Genomic DNA, 15,689 nt, shown 5'->3' with positions numbered 1-15,689 from the left:
TTGCTCTTGCTCTTGCTCTTGCTCTTGCTCTTGCTCTTGCTCTTTTCCCGCTTATACAATCCGCTATTCCGCCAAGCTTCCGTCCCTTCTTCGCCCCCGCGAATCCGTCACGATACCGGCGGCCGGGTCGATCGCTTTCACAATGGCTTTCAAGCGGGCTTCCTCCATAAAATGAATGGTGTAAGAAAGGCTGCGGTCTCTACTGCGGCTGAAGCTTTCGCTCATCGCTTCATTCGGCGCTCCTTCGTCCGGCCCCGGGCCGCTCCCGTTCGCCCATCCTCCCGTAGGTTCACGAGGCTCTATAGGCCGGAAGTTTGCCATGATCCGCCTGGATCGCCTGCTGAAAAAACGCTCGGCGGCCCGCTCCAGCCCGTAAGCTTGACGCTCTTCCGGTATCGCTCTTTTTGCAGCCGCCTCATGTTCTTCCGCCCCTTTAGCTTCGCAGTCAAATGCCTTCCGTCCAAGCCTGGCCTCCATCTCTTTCTCGATTTCAGCGCAGTGGCCGCTTACAATCGTAATCCGGCGGTGCACGGAAAACCCCCGCAGGCTGAAATGCACCGTTTCATACGCAAGCAGGTAAGCGAGAATGGAGTACATCGCCTGCTCCCAGCCGTAAATAAAGCCCGCTCCCGCCAAAATAAAGCAGTTCAGCAGCATAAAATCTTGATCTTTGAAACCGAATTTCACCAGTTTCTCAGTGTGGTCCCGCGTTTCCAACGTATCCAGGGTACCCCCGTAGCGGATGACCAGACCGATTCCCAGCCCCAGAGATACTCCTCCGAGAAAAGCCGCCGACATCGGATTTTCGATCAGAGCCGGTACCGGATGCAAGATAAGGGCGCTGAGCGAAAATACGAGCAGGCCGAGAACCGTGAGCACCGCGAAATTTCGCCGGACCTGCCGGTACGAAAGCAGAATAAGCGGCAGGTTCAGCACGAACAGAAACAGGCCGAGCTTCATCTCCGTAAAATGAGCCGCCAAAGCGGACAGGCCCGTCATTCCCCCAACCAGCATGCGGTTCGGAATCAGGAACAGCTCCAGCCCGACTGCGGCCAGCACGCTCCCGCAAATCACCATCAAGAGCTTGAAACACCACTGCGCCAAGGACCAGCCTCCCATTGTTTCTCCGGCCGGACCGATGCGGACATTTTGCAAAAGTTTCATCGGAATTCCTCCTCATCGCTTAGATTCCGTCCTTACAGGACCGTACAATCAGCCAGCGTCCGAGTGCGAATATCCGGCGGCATTACCCGCTTCCTTCCTTTTGCAGAACGGTTTTGCCCTCCTTTTTGCCGGACGCGTCTTTGAAAGGAATCACTTTATTCATCCACTTGTAAATGGTTTTGCTTTCCTTGGTAAGCAGCGGCCCGAGAATCGCCATGATGAGTACGTACAGAGCCGCGAAGGGCTGTAAAACAGCCAGCAGTCCGCCCGCTTTGCCGAGATTGGCCATAATAATGGAAAATTCGCCGCGCGATACAATGGTCAGGCCGATGTTGGCCGAAGCCTTCGAAGGCAGACCGGCGCTTCGCCCCGCCAGCATCCCGGCGGCCAAGTTGCCGATCAGGGTAATCGCGACGGCTCCCAGCGACATCCAGACGGCTCCGCCGAGCGCCAGGGGATCGATGGTCAGCCCGAAGCTGAAGAAGAAAATAGCGCCGAAGAAGTCCCGGAACGGCATGATCAGATGCTCGATCCGCTTGGCGTGCTCCGTCTCCGCCAGGACAAGCCCGACGAGCAGAGCTCCGATCGCTTCCGCGACATGAATCGTTTCGGAGAAGCCCGCTACGAGGAACAGCGCCGCGAAAATCACGAGCGCGAACAGCTCGTTGGAGCGGATGTTCAGCAGCCGGTTCAGGAGTGGAACGGCTTTTCTGCCCGCTACGAGCAGCACCAGCATAAATCCGAGCGCGATGAGCGCGGAGAGCAGCACGCCTCCCAGCGTTGTGGAACCGCTCAGGACGAGACCTGATAGGATAGAGATATAGACGGCGAGGAAAACATCTTCGAACATGATAATGCCGAGGATCATTTCGGTTTCGGGATTGGCCGTTCTTTTCAGATCGACCAGAACTTTGGCCACGATGGCACTGGAGGAAATCGTCGTAATTCCGGCAATCACCAGAATTTCGGCTAGAGGAAAACCGAGCGCCCAAGCGAATAAGACGCCCAGCGTAAAATTAATGAGGATATAAATCGTACCGCCCACGGCGATGGAACGCCCCGACTTGATAAGCCGGCCTACCGAGAACTCCAGTCCCAGATAGAACAGAAGGAACAGGACCCCGATCCGGCCCATAAACTCGATCAGCGGCGCGCTTTCAATGAACCGGAAATCAAAATGCCAGAACTCCAGCGCGTGCGGACCTACGGCCATCCCGATCAGAATATAGAAAGGAATGACCGAAAAGCGGAGTTTGGCTGACAACAACCCGGCCGCCGCAATAAGCGCGATAGCCAGACCTACCTCAAAAACCATGTAATTCATCTATTCAACCACTTCCATTCTTTAAAATGTGCCGGAACAATTTTTGCTGCTGTCTTTCCCCGACCACGATCAGAGTCGAGTCGGCGGACAAGACATAATCCGGTCCCGGATTGATCTGCTTGCCGTGATTTTTGTCGACCACCGCAATGATGGTCGCTCCCGAATTTTGCCGGACGTCCAGCTCGCCGATTGATTGGCCGATGCACGCATACTCCGGGTCCATCTTGTACCATTCGATGATCAAATCGTCCAGAGCCACTTCGATCGACTCCAGCGCCTTCGGTTTATACGTCAATCCGCCTACGATTGCGGCAAGTTGACGGGCTTCATCGTCGTCAAGGGTGACCATGGACAAGCTCTCGTCGGGATCGTCATAGTGAAAATGGTACATTTCACGTCTGCCGTCGTCATGAAGGATAACGACGATCTTATCTCCGCCGCGGGTATTCATCAGGAACTTCTTTCCTATCCCCGGCAAATCGGATTCTCTTACGTACATAGCGGAATAGCCTCCTATAAATGAGTGTAATTAGGGACCTTTCGGTCCTGCTTCAAACCGCCCGCGCCCTTCCCGGCCGTAAGGAGTCCAGGAATTCGGGCAGACGGGGGCCTTGCCGCCCGGCTTATTTTTTCGCCGAGGCTCATCATCGTCTCCAATATTATCCACGTTATTTTTATACATGTTTATGCATTATTTATACATTCAGGTAGTTTTAGACAGACTCAAAGAAACCCTTAACAAGCGGCCGAAAAATTGGACAGCAGGTGCTTTCGTTCAACATTCGGATGAATGGGACTATACGTTTTGCCGGATAACGGCAGAGAACTTAAGCCACGTAATTCGACGTGAATTTGATGGGTAGAAGAAGTTGTTTGCGCCTTAACAGGCAGAAGAAGGGTTTGTACCGGAGCCCCGGAACGGGAGCTTTAAAGAGGGTAAACAGGCACAGCACGAATAAAACCACGAGGGTGTTGGCCGCCTTCATCATTTTGGCAAAATGATGGGTAACGGCTTTGCGGATCACATACTTGGATTTGTGTTCGCTAAGCGGAGGGACAGACTCATACGTAGAGGATGACTGGCTGGCCGCGGCCTCCTGAGTCAGAGGCACGGGCGCGGAGAAGCTCAGCAGGAAGGACAGTGCAAGAAACAGGCACCAGCGAATGATCGCGTTCCGTTGTTTCATCGTCTCCCCCCTTTTGTAATCTGTTACAACTATGATAACACATTTTGCGCGATTCCGAAACAGTCCGGCGCTTATTTTATGCATTTTTTTGTTTGATTATGCAGAAGCACCGGCGTTCTGTCCTTACTTTCTTGCCGAATCTGTAACTTTCCAACTCGTCCCTTAGCCCGTACAATAGAGAAGGAGATAATTGGATACCTGTTAGAGAGAGGAGACATACAACAATGGCAGCAACCCGACAGGAGCGTCATACAAATTTACGCGAGGCGGAAAAGAAAGCCCTCGCGCTTTTCGAAATGGCCGAAGCGAAAGGAATTCTGCGCAGCGGCGTTACGGAGAAAGAATTGAACCGGGAAATTTATCAGTTCGCCTTCGAGCTTTACGGGATCAAAAAGTACTGGCACAAGCGGATCGTGCGCGCGGGAAGCAATACGCTTCATCCGTACCGGGAAAATCCGCCCGACAGAATGGTGGAGCCGGGAGACATTCTCTTTATCGACTTCGGCCCGATCTTCGAAGATTGGGAAGCCGATTTCGGACGCACGTATGTGTTTGGAGACGATCCTCTCAAAAATAAACTGCGGCGGGACGTCGAACTCGCCTGGCATGACGGCAAGGCCTTCTTCGAATCTCGTCCGGACATAACGGGCAGCGAGCTTTACGATTTTATGACCGCTTTGGCCCGCGATTACGGTTGGGAGTATGGCGGCCCTCACGCCGGTCATCTTATCGGAGAATTCCCTCACGAGATCGTACAAGGCGAAGAGGTCGAGAATTATATCCATCCCGACAATCACATCAAGATGCGGGATAACGATAAAAACGGCCTGCCCCGCGACTGGATCCTGGAGATCCATTTTGTGGACCGCGAGCGCGAGATCGGCGGCTTTTTCGAGCAGCTGCTGACTGTGGACTAATCATCCGCAAAAAAAAGGAGCCTGCACGGCACTCAAACGAGTACCGTGCCGAGCTCCTTTAATTTTTGCAGGATATTCTCCTCCGTCCGGTCGTCGACGGCGATTTTCTCCTTGGCGAGTTCAGCCAGCGCGTCATGGTCCCCGATCAGCACCGAATGCTTCGCTTTCCGGAAAAGCGGCAGATCGTTGTTGTCGTTGCCGAAACAAATGAACTCCTCCAGCGGGAGCCCGCAGCCGCTCAAGGCCGCCATCTTGTTAACGCCTTGGCTGGTTATATCCAGAATGCCCTCCGAGGAGTGATGATGGATCGTAACGTCCAGGGCTCTCAGCTTCGCGGACAACTCCTCAAACCGGCTGCAGGAGAGCACGACGATTTTGACAAACGATTGAATGTCGTCCAGCTCCACGCGTCTCGCCAGCCCATGGGGGTCCACATTAGCCAGGAACGGATGCTCGGGACTCAGACGGTAAGCATAGTTCCATGTATCGTCAATAAGATATTCGGCCTCATAATCATTCAGCAGGTTAACGATTTGCCCGGCTAACGGCCCGGGAATCGGCTGGTACGCCAGCGGCTGCTTGCGGTAAAACGTCATTGCGCCGTTGGCCCCGATCAGCAGATGTCCGCCGAATCTTTCGTCCAGGACGGGAAGCATATCCCGGCAGGGCCGCGCCGATGCGAAGCCCACAAAGTGCCCGGCATCCTCCAGCTCCAGCAAAACATCCAGAATGCGCTTCGAAATCGGCTGTCCTTTGAAGCAAATCGTTCCATCCAGGTCAAAAATAAAGTTCATGTTCACGCCCACCTTACTCGGTTGATGTACCTAATCGTAACGGGTACGGTCCGTCCGTTAAAGGGACAGAACGCGCAAAGTGAGCAGGACACCCGGCAGGCGTCCGGCAAGCAAGCGGCAGGTTCCGCCCGCCATGTAATGACCGTTCAAGCCTGTGAGCCGTAAGGGGCGTTACAGGCTTCGGGCAGTACGGCACAGCTGCGCCTTCCGGTAATGCGGTGCGAGGCCGGACGTACCCTGGACAGCTGAGCCTTCCGGTAATGCGGTGCGAGGCCGAGTATGCGGGCACAGCCGCGCGTGGCGCAGCCCTGTCTTCCCGCAGAGCCTGCGCAGCGGGAGCAAGCGTCCGCCACCGTCACAATCCGGCGGCTCAGAACCACGCTTCCGCCAGCGCCTTCACGCCGGCGGCAATTTCCTCCCGGCCCAGCGCCCCGTATCCGAGCAGCACGGTCGGATACTCGTCTCCGGGCCGCAGCCAGTACCGGGCGGTGCCGTACACCCGCACGCCCTTTTCCAAGGCCGCTTCGATCAGCTCGTCCTCCGACCGGTCCGTCCGTACGGTCAGAAAAGCGTGAAGCCCCGTATCTTTTCCCTCGGCCTGCGCTTTTCCCGGCATATACCGTTCGAGGGCCTCCGCAAAATACCGCTGCTTCTCCTCGTAAAGCCTCCGCATCTGCTGCAGATGCTTATACCAGTAGCCGTCGGACAAGTACCGCGCGAAGGTGAGCTGGTCCAGTCTGGAAACCGGCTGGTCGTACTCCGGGACTTTCGAGTGAAACTCGGAAAGAAGTCCGGAGGGCAGCACCATGTAGCTGAGATTGAACACCGGCAGCAGCGCCTTGGAGATCCGGCCGATGTAAACCGTCTTGTCCGGGACCATGCTCTGAATCGCGGGAAGAATTCCTTCCTCGTATTTGAACTCCCATTCGTAATCGTCCTCGATGAGATATTCGCGGGAGCGGGCCCAATCCGCCAGCTCCGTTCTTTTGTCGGCAGGCATCGTCATCCGGTTCCTGAACTGCTGGGAGGGGCTTACATACATCACGTTCGCGCCGCTCCCCGTCAGCTCCCGAAGCGAGACGCCGCTGCCGGTCAGTGGAATCGGGCGGACACGAAACCCCAGATTCAAAAACGTATTCCGGGCCCCGTCGTATCCGGGATTCTCGACGCCGATCCTATGCTTCTTCACGTCGAGAAGCTGGCTTAACAGCATCACGAGCTGCTGGGGGGCCGCTCCCACGACAATCTGGTCCGGGGTAGACAGAACCCCCCTGGATTCATACAAAAGCCTGGAAAGCTCCTTGCGGAGCAAATATTCCCCCTGATTCGTTCCTTCGACGGCATAACGGCTCTGATACTGCGCGACCAGGAGATTCCGCACCTTGTTCCAATGCCGGAAGGGGAACGTCCCCAGCTCAATATTGCCGTAGCGGAAATCCGTCGTGACCGTCCGTTCGGAGATATTTGCCGCTTCCGCCCCGATAACCTCGCGCGGGGACGCATCCGGTTCGTACGTCACGCAGTAGCCTTTTTTGGGGATATTCCGCAGATACCCTTCCGATATCAGCAGCTGATAGGCGTTTTCCACGCTATTTTTACTGACGCCGAAAGACCGGGCACTGCTGCGGAGCGAAGGAAGATAGTCTCCGCTGCGCAGCCTTCCTTCCCGGATCCCGTTTTTGAAATAGGTATATAACTGGTGAAAAATCGGCTTTTTGCTGGTCGAAAAATCCAGCGTAAATTCACGCATGACGCGACGCACCTCCTAAGCTTCGATGCTTCCTCCGGCTAAATCGGAGAACGTTTGGCATACGGCATCCTGATCGTTAAACGATGCCGCACCTCCTAATTTTTGTCGTGCATATCCTGCCTGGCCAATCCACAATTTCAGTCCTATCTTCCCAAACTTCATTTGAACTTTCAAGTGAACATAATTTAATAGAAATTTGTCGTTATTTGTCTTAAAAATTTACATTATTTTACCGATATACATGTAGAAAGGGGAGAATTCCTGAATGACAAACGTAACAACCACCAAAGAAGAAGTTATCGAAAGAATCAGCGGGATCATTTCATCGGAGCTTGCGCGTGTTAAAACCGAAAATCCGTTCTTTTTGAATTTCCCGGCGGAGAAAGATCCGCAGTATTTTGTCTGGTGCAACAACCTCTATCATTTATCCAAACATTTTGGCGAGCTGCTGAAGCTCAGATGGGAACGGTTCCCGGATGTGAACCACGATGTTTTCTCCACTCACTATGACGAAGAGAAAGACCATGCCGAGATGCTCCGCAAATGGATGATCGGCATCGGCTTGGACGATCCCGAAAACCATACCGCCAATTACGAGACGGAACACTTCATCTCTCTCCAATACCGCGCCGTTGCGGCCATGGATGAAAATATGTCGCTGCTGATCATCAACAGCACGAGCGAAGGCTTCGCTCACGCCGTCTATCTTCACGCCTACAAAATTTTGCAGGAGACCGGCTTTACGGATCTCGAATACTGGGCGATTCACTGCGAGGCGGACGAGGAACACAGCCAAGTGTATCATCTCATCCAGAACATGACCGAAAAACAGCTGCAGGAAGCCGAGCATCTCGTTAAGTATACCTGCAACACGCTGGACGTCATGCTCGCATCTTGGTTTAAATAATTAGCGAAGGGGTAACAAAATGAGCGTTCTACTGAAAGATAAATTCAGCTCCAACATGGATAAAGCCAACCTGGTTTTTGCTTGGCAGGTCGTCGATAACCTGACGGTCGAGGAAGCCCGGGAAGCGGCTCGCATCATTACCGAAACTGTGGCAAACAGCGCCAAAGCGGGCAAAGTCAAGCTGCTCGTCGACAACCGTTTTATGGAGCGCGACGGACGTCCGATCGTGTTCACACCGGAGGTCAACAGCATTTGGGAAGAAGCGCAAAGAACCGTATTCCCTCATGTTTCCCACATTGCCGTGCTGTGCAGCGGTTCGATCATGAAGATGCAGATGGACCGCATCTCCAGAAACTCGAACATTTCCGATATTCAAAAAAGCTTCTGGAACAAAGAAGATCAGGCTATGCTTAAAGAAGCTTTCGATTTCCTCGGCATAAGCTCCAACGATCTCGTCAAAAACAAGTAACGGCCGAACGACCCGAGTCCCGCGTTTCCTCCCGAGGAAACCGGGGCTTTTTTCGCGTTTCCGTCTTCTCCGATGAAAAAAAGCGCACAGATCCCGCAGGATCGTGCGCTTTTCCCCCTAGCGTAAGCTTCCAACGCGCGGTTCGAAAGAACAGGTTTCGGTCAGCTCGGTTCTTTAATTTCCCGAACTTCCAGCGTGATGGGCTGCGTGTACAAGTCGTACTTGCTGCCGCCGTCGATGACCGCCGTATATCTCAGAAGAGCGTGAGCTTTGCCCGGTCTTTTCGCCGTGATCCGGCTTCCGTAAGCTTCCACGCTGCTTTCGCCGTCGAGCAGAATCACATCGGCCGCTTTCTCCAGCCGGTCGCCTTTGAACGTTTCTACAAGCACGGACAGGTCCTTGCTTTCGTAGTTGCCGACGACGATATGGTCCTGTACCGGTTTAACGTAGGCCGCCCAATCCGAAGCCCAGAACGCGTAGTCCGTCGTAAGGCCGAACGCGCCGTAACAGAAAAATTTCGCAAAATTGCTTTTGTCGTTAAACGTCCAAGGAGAGATCAGAACTCCCCGGTGCTTGGCGGCTTCCATAAAGTTCGGACCCAGCCCTTTGTAAGTGGTATTGAAGGTGGTATTTCTCAGCTGCATCAGCCGCAGCGTGTTGGTCAGCGACCCGTCGATATTCGCCTCATTGGCGGTTTCCCCGGTCAGCAGCCCCATCGGCATTTCGGGCATCAGCTCGGAGAGACGTTTCAGTTGGTCCGGATTGAAAGCCATCGTGTTAATCAGATCTTCGGCGCCTTTATCTTTAACCACCTTAACAAAAGCATCCATCGCCGCCGGGTTCTTCGATTTCATCTCAGCCATAATCATCTTGCCCTGGCTGCGGGCGAGATCGATCTGCTCTTCGAGCGTCGGTATCTGGACGTACGGGAATCCGGCCGGATATGGTTTGTTGGCGTTCAGCTTTTTCAGCTGGGCCAGGGTAAAGTCCTCGACCTTGCCTTTGCCATTGGTCGTGCTTTCGAGCAAAGGATCGTGAATGATCACGAGCCGGCCGTCTTTTGTCAGGTACATATCGTTCTCGATAAAATCCGCTCCCGCCTCCAGGCCGAGACGGTTGGAAACGATCGTGTTCTCGGGAGCCTTCGACGGCATTCCCCGGTGACCGATGATGTACGGCTTGCGGATCAGTGTATTCCCGTGAGAATACACTTTCAGGGCTTTGTAGGCCGCCTTGGGCGAATCGGTCACAATCCCGTTAACCCCCGCCGTAATCAGCGTGTGCAGACCCAGCTCCGGGCTGGTTTTCGTCCCCGCCTCCTTCGTCCAGACGACGATCAGCCTTTGCTGAAGGTACGCGACGGAGGAACGGGAGGCCGAGGCCCCGGGCAGAATGGCGATCTTGGCCAGACTGGCCGTCGTTTTGCGGCGGATGTTCAGCAGATCGTCCGCCGACAAATTCCCGGCCGAGCTGAAATCCACGATGCCGCGCACGGCCGGATAAAGCGTTCTGGCCCGCTTGACGAGCTCGCCTTGGTCGGACACGACGAAAGCGTCCTCGATGCCGCTCTTCTTAAGCAGGCCGGCCACGCGGTCCGCCGTCTCTCCGTCCCGGACGTAGAAAGCCGGGATCATCCGGCGGCCCAGCCCGTCCAGGACGGCCTCGAGCGTACCCAGCTCCGTTTTGCCGGAAGGGTCCGTAATCCGGAGTCCGCTGCTCACATGGAGAATGACCGTGGCGGGCTTCGCCGGACCGGACAGCTCCTCCAGCTGCTCCTTGCTGCGCAGCTCCGTCACGATAGTCGGCGCGATGGCGATGCCCGTCTCCGGCTCCGTGACCTGCACGAGCCTGCTTCCGGGTGCCGGAGGCGGTTTCACCGGCTGCGCTGCGACACCGGCGCCCGCCCCGACGGGTGGAGGCGTCCCGCCCCTTCCGGTGGAAGCTGCCTCTGTTGCAGCTCCGGTTTGTTTCGTTTTATCTGATAAGATGTTCGGGTGATCCGGGGTTCCGCCTGCAATCGTCGTGCCGCTTCCAAGCGCCTGACTTCCTGCATCGGCCATGTGAGCCTGCGGCATCCCCGCACGAAACGGAACCGCCATGCCCACCAGTGCCAACGTAACTCCCACATAGAAAATGTTCCTACGACGTGTCGACTGTTTGCGCTCTTTCCCTGTGGAAGGTTTCAGGTACTTGAAAAATCTTGCCGGTTGCTGCACGGCTCTCCCCCTTACATGTGGTGAAATATTCCCCACCCCGATAATCCCGTGTGTATTTGAAGATTATGGTGGATACACCTCATTGTATCAAGTTCTCATTAGCGAGTAATGTATTCTTTATAAAGAATGTTTGAATTTTCCTTAAACTTTTCTTACAAAAATAAAAGACTTCCCGACGTGGATCGTCGGGAAGTCTTTAGAGCAAATCCGCGCTTACCTGAAGACGGACATTAAGGCAGCTGGTTAAGGAAAGGTTTGACCGTTTTCGCGAAGTTGTAGCTGTTCATGCCATCCCAGTTGATGGACCAGGTCATGGCGCCGCGAATGTCCGGATATTTCGCTACCGGCTTGTAGGTTCCGCAGCTGTTGCCGGTTGCCAGGCAGTTCAGCGCGTTGTTCACGACCGATGCGGATACATAACCGCCGCCCGCAGCCGAAGAGGTTGCCGGAACGCCGATACCGAGCTGGCTAGGCTGTACCCACTGGATCGCGAGGTCCGTAAGAGCCGTCAGGAAGTCGACGGTTCCCTGCGAGTAGCACTTGCCGTCACGGCCGAGCATACAGCCGGAATTGTAGAACTGGGTGTTGATGACTGTCGTAATGTCTTTCACATTGTTGTAGAACTGGATGTAGCTCGTTTGGTTGTTCTGCATGTCGATCGTTTGCGGAGCCATGGTCAGGACGAAGCCGGAACCGACTTTCCCCTGAATCTGGCGGACCGCCGTGGTCAGGTTCGGAACGTTGAAGCCGTGCTCCAGATCCACGTCGAGGCCGTCAAATCCATATTCCGTAATAAGACCGGACATGGTGCTGACAAAGTTGGACACGTTCGGCGAAGCGCTGCCGAGGTCGATGTTGCCTTTCTCGCCCCCGATGGACAGGATGACTTTCTTGCCCTGCGCCTTTTTCGCTTTGATATCGTTAATCAGATCCGCATTGCTGTAACCGCCGAGAGCTTTGGACAGATCGGGATCAATGCCGAAGGTGACGCCGCCCGGCTTGGTGCGGTCCATCTCCGCGAAAGATACGGCAATGATGTCGTACTCGGCCGGCACTTCGCTCAGCTTGAGGTTCTTCGCTCCGTTAACGAAGTTCTGCCAGTAACCGGTCACGATGTGCTTCGGCAGCTGTCCGCCTCCGCCTCCGCCGGTCGGCTGGGTTTTGGCCGTAACTGCCGCACTGGCCGGAGATACGTTGCCGGCCGCGTCTTTCGCCTTCACCGTGAAGGTGTAGGAAGTATCGGCCGACAAGCCCGTTACGGTAGCGGTCAAGCCTGTTACCGTCTGCGCGAGGGCACCGTTATTGTACACTTCGTATTGGGTGACGCCGACGTTATCCGTTGCAGCGCTCCAGGACAAGGAGACGCTGGACGTGGTCGAGCCGGTCGCAGCCAGATTGCCCGGTGCTGTCGGCGCTTGTGTATCGGAGCCTCCGCTCGTAGGCAGTGTAGTCACGCTGAGCGCGCTGCTTGCCGCCGACACGTTGCCTGCGGCGTCTTTCGCTTTCACTGTGTACGAATATGCCGTATTCGGGGTCAATCCCGTGTTCGTGTAAGTCAGCGCACTTCCGGAAACGCTTCCAACAAGCGTAGTGTCTCTGTAAATATCGTAGCCCGTAACACCGACATTATCGGTGGACGGATTCCAGGCCAGCGTGATACTGGTGGAAGTCGTCGTTCCGGAAACCTTCAGGCCTGTCGGCGCTGTAGGAGCCTGGTTGTCGACTGTTCCTCCGCCTTGAACTTCTTTCCACAGGGCGGGAACGTTAGGCGGCTCCCAGCCGTTTAACGACGTATGCGGCTGTACGACCTGATAAGTTTTGCCGCTGTATGTGACCGTATCGCCCACCGCGTAGGAAATCGATGCCGCCCAAGCTCCGCGATCGGCCGCCGAAGCCATTGCGGGAATTAAAGAGGCGAACAAAGTTGCGGTCAGCAGAAAACCGGCGGTTTTCTTCACAACCGATTTTGGACCGGTTAAAATCTTTTTCATAAATGAGATCCCTCCTGAATTGGTTGATCTGCGTTCCGGGGAACGCGGAATGGAATGCATGCTGCATCCGAAGTGCGGAGCGTCTTCCCACCTCCTCATGGATATAAAAACGGTTGGCGAAAGGAATGAAAGCCCTTTCCTACTTCCATTTAAACACGGGCAGATAACCAAAAGTAGGGATAAATCTATTGAATTTAGGGAGAAGATTAAAGAATCGGCCCACAAAAAAAGCGCCATTCCGTCTGGAATGAACGCTTACGTCAAATTGCCCGGGAACCATTCCCACGGCCCCGTTCCAAATCCTGTTCCCCGATGCAAAATACCCGCCGGGTACACATGCTTTCGCCGCTAAAGTCTATTCTTCTTCACGCCGCCAAATATCGTGATATTCCTTGTGCCGCTTGAAAAGGGCGTGCGCGTACGAACAGGCCGGAACGACCGTTTTGTTCTCTTTCCTTGCCTGATCGACGACAGCCCGGACCAGCTCTTCGCCGACTTTCTGGCCCCGCAGGGATTCGGATACGAAAGTATGATCGATCACCAGCGACTCTTCGCCCAGGGGCTGATACGTAATTTCAGCGACCGCTTCCCCGTTTTCCATCACCGCGTAGCCGTTGCCTTGTTTGATCGTTTCTCTCATGTTTGGCCTCCTCCTAATCTGTTCTTTTTATTATTAACCATTTTTTAGCCTTTCTATTTTCCGAGAATCTTGGCAAACTCAAATGAGAACGGGAGGCGGCGGAAAAATGAAAGAAAAAAAGGTCAGGGAAATCCGATTATCCGATTATCCGGCTATTTATGTGTTAAACCAAGACTTCAATCCGACCCTGCATTCATTTTCTGAACAAAAAGTAAAAGAAAAAATTGAAATCATCACCAAAAAAACAAACGATATCATTTTTGTTTGTGAACAAGACGAGGAAGTTATCGGATATATCCATGGAAGCCCCTATGAACTGCTTTTTTCCGATTCATTAGTCAACGTCTTGGGATTTGTAGTGAAAGAAACGTTCCGAAATCAGGGCGCAGGCCATATGTTGATCGAGAGTCTTGAAGCCTGGGGGAAGACCAACGGATTTTATGGAATCAAATTATTATCCCATCCGAGCCGGACAGCGGCTCACAGATTCTATGAAAACCGCGGCTATGCGTTTACAAAGGATCAAAAGAATTTTATAAAAAAGTTCGACTGCTAGCAAAAAAGCCTTAACCCATTTCCGGGTCAAGACCTTTGTTCGTGAATTGTTTAATGCCCTAAATTATTTCACCAGCTGAAAATCGCCGGAACCGGTTCTTACTTTGAGCTTCACTTCGCCGCTGCCGAATTTACCTTTCAGCCGGTCTTTCTTATCGTTCTTCTCTTCATAAGAGAAGGCTTCCCAGTCGACGCTTCCGTTGCCGCTGCCGCCCTCGAAGTCGACGGCCAGCGATTTGGGCTCCTCGGTCAGTTCTATCTTCACGCTGCCGCTGCCGGATTTGAGATCCGCGTCCCGCAGAAGCTCGCCCGCTTCCACGCGGATGTCGCCGGAATGCGTCTCCCCTTGCAGAGAGGCCTTGCCCTGCTTAAGCTCGACATTGCCACTGTGCCCTTCGAATTTCAGGTCGTTCGCCGCATACTGTTCGGCTCTGATATCGCCGGAGTCCGCTTTTAGCGTAACAGCGTCTCCCTGAACGTCAGCCACGTAAATATTGCCGCTTCCCGCATTCGCAACCAGCTTGGTGGATTTAATCTCACGGAAAGAGGTGTCGCCGCTTCCCGCTTTGGTTTCAACGGAATCTCCTTTCAGAGATTCGAGGTCGATATTGCCGCTCCCGGATTGTACCCGGACAGACTTCCAGTTTTTCTCCGGCAATTCCACTACCAGCTCTACGTTGATAATCGTCACGCCTACTCCGATTTCGTTAGGTTCCTCAATTCCGACCGATAACGTATCGCCTTTGGCATCGACCTTGAGCTGAAATTTCTCCGCCTGGTTTTTGCTGACACTGCCGTCCAGGCGTACATTCACTTGGTCCCCTTCGCCTTTGACGATTCTGGTATCGGCGCTTCCTGTCTCTACGGTAATATTTTGTAGGGAAGCCGCTTCCGCCGTTTTTTCTAGATGTATGTCCTGCGTTTTGAAAGAAAGTCCGTTCCAGGAGAACACACCCACCGGATTAAAGTAATACAGCAGCGCCAGCACCCCCGCGCCAATCAGCAGAAAACCCATATTTCTTCTCATGTAATCGTTCCACTCCAATCAACCGACATTGTTCTTGAATCCAGCCGAGCCTTACCTCGCTTTCCAAGTATATCACCAGATATTGACTGTCCGCATTGGACCTGCGAAGGTAATTCTTCCCCGTCTGAGGTCCAGGGGGACCGGCGGGACACCAACCCCCCCGATTTTTCATAAACTGAACAAAAGAACGACCGAAAAGGAGTCTGTAAGCATGTACAGCCCCCCTTATCCCTACTTTCCCCACGCGTTCGTGCCGACCGTTCACGGTTTGCCTGCCGGACCGGGCCCGTTTCCCCGGCTTCCGGAAAATCCCGGATACCCGCCCGTCGAACCGAAGCAGTTGATCTCGTCCGCCGCTTCTTTGCGCAAGCTGCTCGCCGACGGCAATGTGGTCCTCGCCCGGCTGTCCGACGAGCCGTTCGCCCGCCGGCTGATGACAGCGGCGCAGGCCGGCCGCAAGCAGGAGGTCGACCGGCTTATGAAGAGCATCGCCATTTCCTCCGTCCTGGCTGCCCGCTACACCCCGAGCGGACTTGTCATGACCGTGACTCCAGGCGATCAAGACCTCGCATGCTGCGTCCTTACGATGTCCCTGAAGTGGGGACAGTAAGGAACTCGGCGGCGGGTGCGATCGGGCTCCTTGCGGGGGCAGTTCCCGGACAGGACGGCCGTAGGCGGGACGCCTCAGAATGAGCGGCCACGGAGCGCCGCAAGCTTGCGTTCAAAAATGCCTGCACGCACATGCCGT

The 15,689-nt window shown here is 54.4% G+C and carries 15 protein-coding genes; 5 read left to right on the top strand and 10 right to left on the bottom strand.

Features of this window, described 5'->3' with window-relative positions:
- Positions 1-63: 63 nt before the first annotated feature.
- The 4 genes from HMPREF1207_RS15035 to HMPREF1207_RS15020 form a co-directional block, all read right to left on the bottom strand.
- Positions 64-1,164 carry a YitT family protein gene (locus HMPREF1207_RS15035; protein ID WP_009675668.1) on the bottom strand — a complete coding sequence of 367 codons (1,101 nt, stop codon included), beginning with the start codon at positions 1,162-1,164 and terminating at the stop codon, positions 64-66.
- 82 nt (positions 1,165-1,246) lie between these two features.
- Positions 1,247-2,488, bottom strand: a complete 1,242-nt coding sequence (locus HMPREF1207_RS15030) for a cation:proton antiporter (protein WP_009675690.1) — start codon at positions 2,486-2,488, stop codon at positions 1,247-1,249.
- 4 nt (positions 2,489-2,492) lie between these two features.
- Positions 2,493-2,987, bottom strand: a complete 495-nt coding sequence (locus tag HMPREF1207_RS15025; protein WP_009675736.1) for a cation:proton antiporter regulatory subunit — start codon at positions 2,985-2,987, stop codon at positions 2,493-2,495.
- Positions 2,988-3,315: 328 nt separating this feature from the next.
- The gene (locus tag HMPREF1207_RS15020) at positions 3,316-3,675 is read right to left on the bottom strand and encodes a hypothetical protein (protein WP_009675711.1); all 360 of its coding nucleotides are present in this window, start codon (positions 3,673-3,675) and stop codon (positions 3,316-3,318) included.
- Positions 3,676-3,899: 224 nt separating this feature from the next.
- Here HMPREF1207_RS15020 and HMPREF1207_RS15015 point away from each other — a divergent pair, with 224 nt between their 5' ends.
- Positions 3,900-4,592, top strand: coding sequence for a M24 family metallopeptidase (locus HMPREF1207_RS15015; RefSeq protein ID WP_009675731.1), 693 nt, complete (start codon positions 3,900-3,902; stop codon positions 4,590-4,592).
- A 32-nt stretch (positions 4,593-4,624) separates the two neighbouring features.
- On the opposite strand, the gene HMPREF1207_RS15010 is transcribed toward HMPREF1207_RS15015, so the two are convergent.
- Both HMPREF1207_RS15010 and pdxR read right to left on the bottom strand, forming a co-directional pair.
- Positions 4,625-5,386, bottom strand: coding sequence for an HAD-IIB family hydrolase (locus HMPREF1207_RS15010; protein ID WP_009675718.1), 762 nt, complete (start codon positions 5,384-5,386; stop codon positions 4,625-4,627).
- A 370-nt stretch (positions 5,387-5,756) separates the two neighbouring features.
- The gene (gene pdxR / locus HMPREF1207_RS15005; protein ID WP_009675649.1) at positions 5,757-7,136 is read right to left on the bottom strand and encodes a MocR-like pyridoxine biosynthesis transcription factor PdxR; all 1,380 of its coding nucleotides are present in this window, start codon (positions 7,134-7,136) and stop codon (positions 5,757-5,759) included.
- 265 nt (positions 7,137-7,401) lie between these two features.
- On the opposite strand from pdxR, the gene HMPREF1207_RS15000 reads away from it, so the two are divergent.
- Together HMPREF1207_RS15000 and HMPREF1207_RS14995 are read left to right on the top strand one after the other, a co-directional pair.
- Entirely contained in the window at positions 7,402-8,043 is a 642-nt protein-coding gene (locus HMPREF1207_RS15000; RefSeq protein ID WP_009675749.1) for an iron-containing redox enzyme family protein, read from the top strand.
- A gap of 19 nt (positions 8,044-8,062) precedes the next feature.
- A complete protein-coding gene (locus HMPREF1207_RS14995; protein WP_009675647.1) occupies positions 8,063-8,512 on the top strand; it encodes a hypothetical protein in 450 nt (149 codons plus the stop codon).
- Positions 8,513-8,673: 161 nt separating this feature from the next.
- On the opposite strand, the gene HMPREF1207_RS14990 is transcribed toward HMPREF1207_RS14995, so the two are convergent.
- The 3 genes from HMPREF1207_RS14990 to HMPREF1207_RS14980 form a co-directional block, all read right to left on the bottom strand.
- Positions 8,674-10,638, bottom strand: coding sequence for a glycerophosphodiester phosphodiesterase family protein (locus tag HMPREF1207_RS14990; RefSeq protein ID WP_231392088.1), 1,965 nt, complete (start codon positions 10,636-10,638; stop codon positions 8,674-8,676).
- Positions 10,639-10,958: 320 nt separating this feature from the next.
- Entirely contained in the window at positions 10,959-12,719 is a 1,761-nt protein-coding gene (locus HMPREF1207_RS14985) for a fibronectin type III domain-containing protein (RefSeq protein WP_009675683.1), read from the bottom strand.
- Between the two features lie 355 nt (positions 12,720-13,074).
- Complete coding sequence (locus HMPREF1207_RS14980) at positions 13,075-13,359, bottom strand: GNAT family N-acetyltransferase (RefSeq protein WP_009675658.1); 285 nt, start codon at positions 13,357-13,359, stop codon at positions 13,075-13,077.
- Between the two features lie 106 nt (positions 13,360-13,465).
- On the opposite strand from HMPREF1207_RS14980, the gene HMPREF1207_RS14975 reads away from it, so the two are divergent.
- A complete protein-coding gene (locus tag HMPREF1207_RS14975; protein ID WP_016423785.1) occupies positions 13,466-13,915 on the top strand; it encodes a GNAT family N-acetyltransferase in 450 nt (149 codons plus the stop codon).
- Between the two features lie 63 nt (positions 13,916-13,978).
- Here HMPREF1207_RS14975 and HMPREF1207_RS14970 read toward each other — a convergent pair whose 3' ends face one another.
- Complete coding sequence (locus tag HMPREF1207_RS14970; RefSeq protein ID WP_009675742.1) at positions 13,979-14,941, bottom strand: DUF4097 family beta strand repeat-containing protein; 963 nt, start codon at positions 14,939-14,941, stop codon at positions 13,979-13,981.
- A gap of 211 nt (positions 14,942-15,152) precedes the next feature.
- Here HMPREF1207_RS14970 and HMPREF1207_RS14965 point away from each other — a divergent pair, with 211 nt between their 5' ends.
- Positions 15,153-15,551: a hypothetical protein gene (locus HMPREF1207_RS14965; RefSeq protein WP_009675734.1), complete on the top strand. Its 399-nt coding sequence runs from the start codon at positions 15,153-15,155 to the stop codon at positions 15,549-15,551.
- Positions 15,552-15,689 lie beyond the last annotated feature (138 nt).

Source organism: Paenibacillus sp. HGH0039 (assembly GCF_000411255.1).
Taxonomy (GTDB): Bacteria; Bacillota; Bacilli; order Paenibacillales; family NBRC-103111; genus Paenibacillus_F.
This window is presented reverse-complemented; position numbering and strand designations above follow the sequence as displayed.